Here is a 4035-nt window from a genome sequence, read left to right on the forward strand (position 1 = left end):
GATAATTGATAAATGAAGGCATTACCCCAGGTACCCTCGGTTTTAATACCATATCTTTAAGCTTCTTCTTCTCCATTCCGAATTAAATTAGGTTAGGTTTTAAAAGACAAAAACCCAACCTAATTTATCTGGCGAATAACGTTATATATATTTAATGGCTAAATCCCCCCTACTGGCTGGCAGGGACAATATAAAACGGCGGGTTCAGGCTTGCAAACCTGAACCCGACAGGAGTCTCCTCTATTTAAATATTTGACTCTTTTCAGAGAACCTGTTAATTTAAAATCCTTCCTATTGGTAGAAAAAATGACAGAAACCATTGAAGAACAGATTATTCAGAGATTAAACATCATTTCTATGACTAAGTAGTGTCTGAACGAAAACTATCTTTTTATGCAAGGTTCTTTCCCTGGGCAAATTTAAATTTTTTTAAATTGCCCCTTTTTCAACTTTTTCTTATACGCTTTAATCTATGATACGGTTATTTTATTCATTTCCCTCGTTTTTCCCCTCTTTTCATGTTCTCCAGACAGACTATCCCTCATGGATTTTTATTCGAGGGTGTTTTTACGCCGCCTTACGTACTATTTCTTTCTTTTCCATGACTTTCTTCTGCAATATACTTCCCATCGTATGCAAATTTGCCGCCAGCACTCCTAATGCGCAGTATCTTTTAAATCCTTCTATCCCTTTGTCTAAGCATCTGTCCAGCCCATGATGTTCTAATCGGTTAATATCTGACTCCACCGCTGAGTGCTTGTGCCTGAGCTTTTTAAATGTACTCTCCGATTCTTCTTCTGTCTCCGCCTTATTCCTTTTTCCTTTCTTCGGTATGATCACTTTCGGTATATAAAGACTTATCAGCTCCTTGTATTCCTTCTTGTAAAAACCCTTGTCTGCACTTATACTCTCTATCCCTTCTTCACCAAACAGATTTAATAGCTTATCTGCTAACGGCAGGATTAACGCCACATCTGCTTCTTTTTCCACTACCTGGTGATATCCGATAAATCCCCATTGATCACTTGCTATCACCAGATTGTGGCCTAATTCCACCCTCTTATTCGCCTTCCCTTTACTCAACCATTCTGTGTGTGATTCAAACAGTGAATATACCTTTTCACCTACAGGTATTTGCTCTTCATTGATAATTCTCCTCTCTACCAAATCTCTGTGCTTCTCCAGCATCTGATAAAAATATTCCATCGACTCCAATGCCTCTTTCTGCATTTCTTCCGCACCCGTTGTTAATATTTTTTCGTACACCGCTATTATGCTCGCACCTATCTTCTCACTTAATCTCTTTGCTAATCCAAGATACTCTTTTACTTGATTCTTAACCGTCTCCTCTTTCTTGTTTCCACCACCACTTGCCGCTTTCGAACTACTCCTCATCAGTCTCTTTAGCTCTTTCCTCCAATTCTTTATCTTTCTCCACCCTTTCCCGTTCAATACTCCTCCCTCTATAAATGCCTCTATCCCATCAAGGCACTTCCTACCCGCATCCCACAGCAAATTCATGTCCGTAGGAAAATGTACGTTTGTCTCCACCACATACGTATCCGTCTTTATGTGGAGCTTCTCCTCCCGTCCGTTCTTTGCCAGCCTCTGTCCTGCCTTTACCACCACATCATTAATCTTCCCCAACGTCTCCTCATCGAGCAATCTTACGTTATCCTTGATGCTTTGCAGCGAATACTTCTTCCCCCTCCCAAATACGGTATCTACTCCCATTATCTGACGAATCAGACTATGGTGATTCACCATATCTTCCAACCTGTCATAATCCGCATCTAATCCCAATCTCACCACTCCTATTACCATTATCTGCCATAACTCCATCCCATTACGCCCTGTCTCTTTCTTCCCACCCTTTACTTTTGCTTCCAATACCCTGAATACTTCCTCTTGTAATTCCTCTGTAACAAATATGTATTGTAATGCCCGCAAAATCGGCGCTAACTCATCCCTGCTCTTTTCGGGAATTTCTACCTCTGATATTGGTGTGCTTCCAAGTCTCCTTTGTGGCTCGAATCTTTTTCTCATGGCGTAAAGGTTCTCCTTTTGATGACCCTGTTTTTCTAATGTTTGTGGCGAATGTTTGTCTCTTTTCACCCCTTGGTACCCTCGCTTCCCTTATTCTACGCCTTAAGTTTAGCATCTCCACCCTATACTTTCAACCCTTTTTACCAATCCTTTTAACCTCCTTTGCCACGTATTTCAAGGCTTACAGCGTTTTCGTTCAGACACTAATTATTCGTAGTAAAGAAGAGGGAATTGCAGAAGACTCGTTGCCGCCTGCTTTGGAAAGAGAGGGATACACGGCGCTATTTGCATTATATGGAAAAGAAGGCGTTGAAGCATTGCCGGATGAACCTTTTGATGCAATTATTATGGATACAAAAATACCCCTAATTGAAAGCATAAAGATAATCATGGATGCAAGGAGACTCAATCCGGAGGTGGTTGTTATCCTTGCTACAAACCATTCAGATATCGACTCCATAACCGAGGCGCGTAAGGGACTTGGTTTTGATTACGTAATAAATTCCCTCGAACCAAAAGCAATTATGAGTTGCCTCCATGCCTCTGCAAAACAGCGCCAGATTGTCCGGGATCTGGAGATGCTGAACAAAACCCCCAGAATCCTCATAGTTGATGACGAAACCATGATAACGAACCTCTTTGAAATGAGTTTAAATGATGAAGGATTTCACGCAGAGACTGCCAATTGCGGCAGAGATGCCTTAGAGATGTTCAAACGATGTGACTATGATGTGGTGGTCACCGATATAATGATGCCTGACATAAGCGGGGTAAACCTGGTTGGAGAAATCAAAAAGATAAAACCGGAGACAGTTGTCATCGTAATTACCGGCTATCCGTCCGTAGATACCGCCACTGAATTTATACGGCTTGGCGCCCATGATTACCTCGCAAAACCGCTCAATCCCGATGCCATTATCAGCGTCATTGGCAAGGCGTGGAATAAACGTTTACTGGAACTTCAGAGAGAAGAACTGTTGGGGCAGCTTCAAATCGCCAATTATCTTTTATCAGAAACAAATCAGGGATGTCTGGAAGCGGCGGAAGAGCAGAAAAAATTACAGGAACAACTGTACCATGCGCAAAGGCTGGAATCGATTGGGCAGCTTGCCGGCGGCGTTGCCCATGATTTTAATAACATCATTATGGCAGTCGTAGGATACGCAAGTGTGATGCAATTGGAGATAGCGGAAAATGACAAACTGCAGCAATACCTCTCAAAAATACTCATTGCCACGGAAAGGGCGGAAAAATTAACCGGCGGCCTCCTCGCCTTCAGCAGAAAACAGGTGCTGCATTTACAACCGGTCAGCACGAATGCCATTATAAAGGACGCAGTGTCATTGCTGGAGGTAATGATCGGCAAGGACATTGAAATAAGAACTCTTTTTTCAGAAAAAGAATGTTTTACTACGGCAGACAGTTTTCAGATTGTGCAAGTCCTGGTCAATCTCTCCACAAACGCCAGGGACGCGATGCCTGACGGCGGGATATTAACGATAGGGACAGGGGAGGTGGAGCTGGATGATTCGTTTGTAAAAATACATGATTACGGACAACCCGGCAAATACGCCCACCTGTTTGTCTCAGATACCGGCACAGGTATGGACAAAATAACAAGGGAGAGGATATTTGAGCCTTTTTTTACTACGAAGGAAACAGGGAAGGGGACAGGTCTTGGCCTTGCAATCGCCTATGGAATTGTAAAACAGCACAATGGATTTATAAATGTTTACAGTGAACCCGGAAGAGGCACAACGTTTAACATCTATTTACCTCTCTTTATCAAAGAGCCTTTAACGGCGAATGCAGATTCTCCGGAGGCTTCCGATACCGTCGTATGTAAAAAGAGAAAATCCTCTCCGGGCGGCGAAGAAGAAATACTCCTTGCTGAGGATGACGAAGATATCCGGATGCTCATGGAAAATGTACTTAAAAGTAACGGATACCGGGTGATAGCCGCCGTAAACGGAGAAGATGCAGTAAACA

Annotated in this window: 2 protein-coding genes; one reads left to right on the forward strand and one right to left on the reverse strand. The window is 42.7% G+C overall.

Annotated elements, in window-relative coordinates; all coding sequences use genetic code 11:
* Positions 1–567: 567 nt before the first annotated feature.
* A complete protein-coding gene (locus Q8P28_05120) occupies positions 568–2046 on the reverse strand; it encodes an ISNCY family transposase (protein ID MDP2682174.1) in 1479 nt (492 codons plus the stop codon).
* Positions 2047–2303: 257 nt separating this feature from the next.
* Here Q8P28_05120 and Q8P28_05125 point away from each other — a divergent pair.
* Positions 2304–4035 (forward strand): response regulator (locus tag Q8P28_05125; protein ID MDP2682175.1); only part of this gene is annotated, 1732 nt, incomplete at its 3' end.

This window comes from Deltaproteobacteria bacterium (assembly GCA_030690165.1).
Classification (GTDB): Bacteria; Desulfobacterota; GWC2-55-46; order UBA9637; family UBA9637; genus JACRNJ01.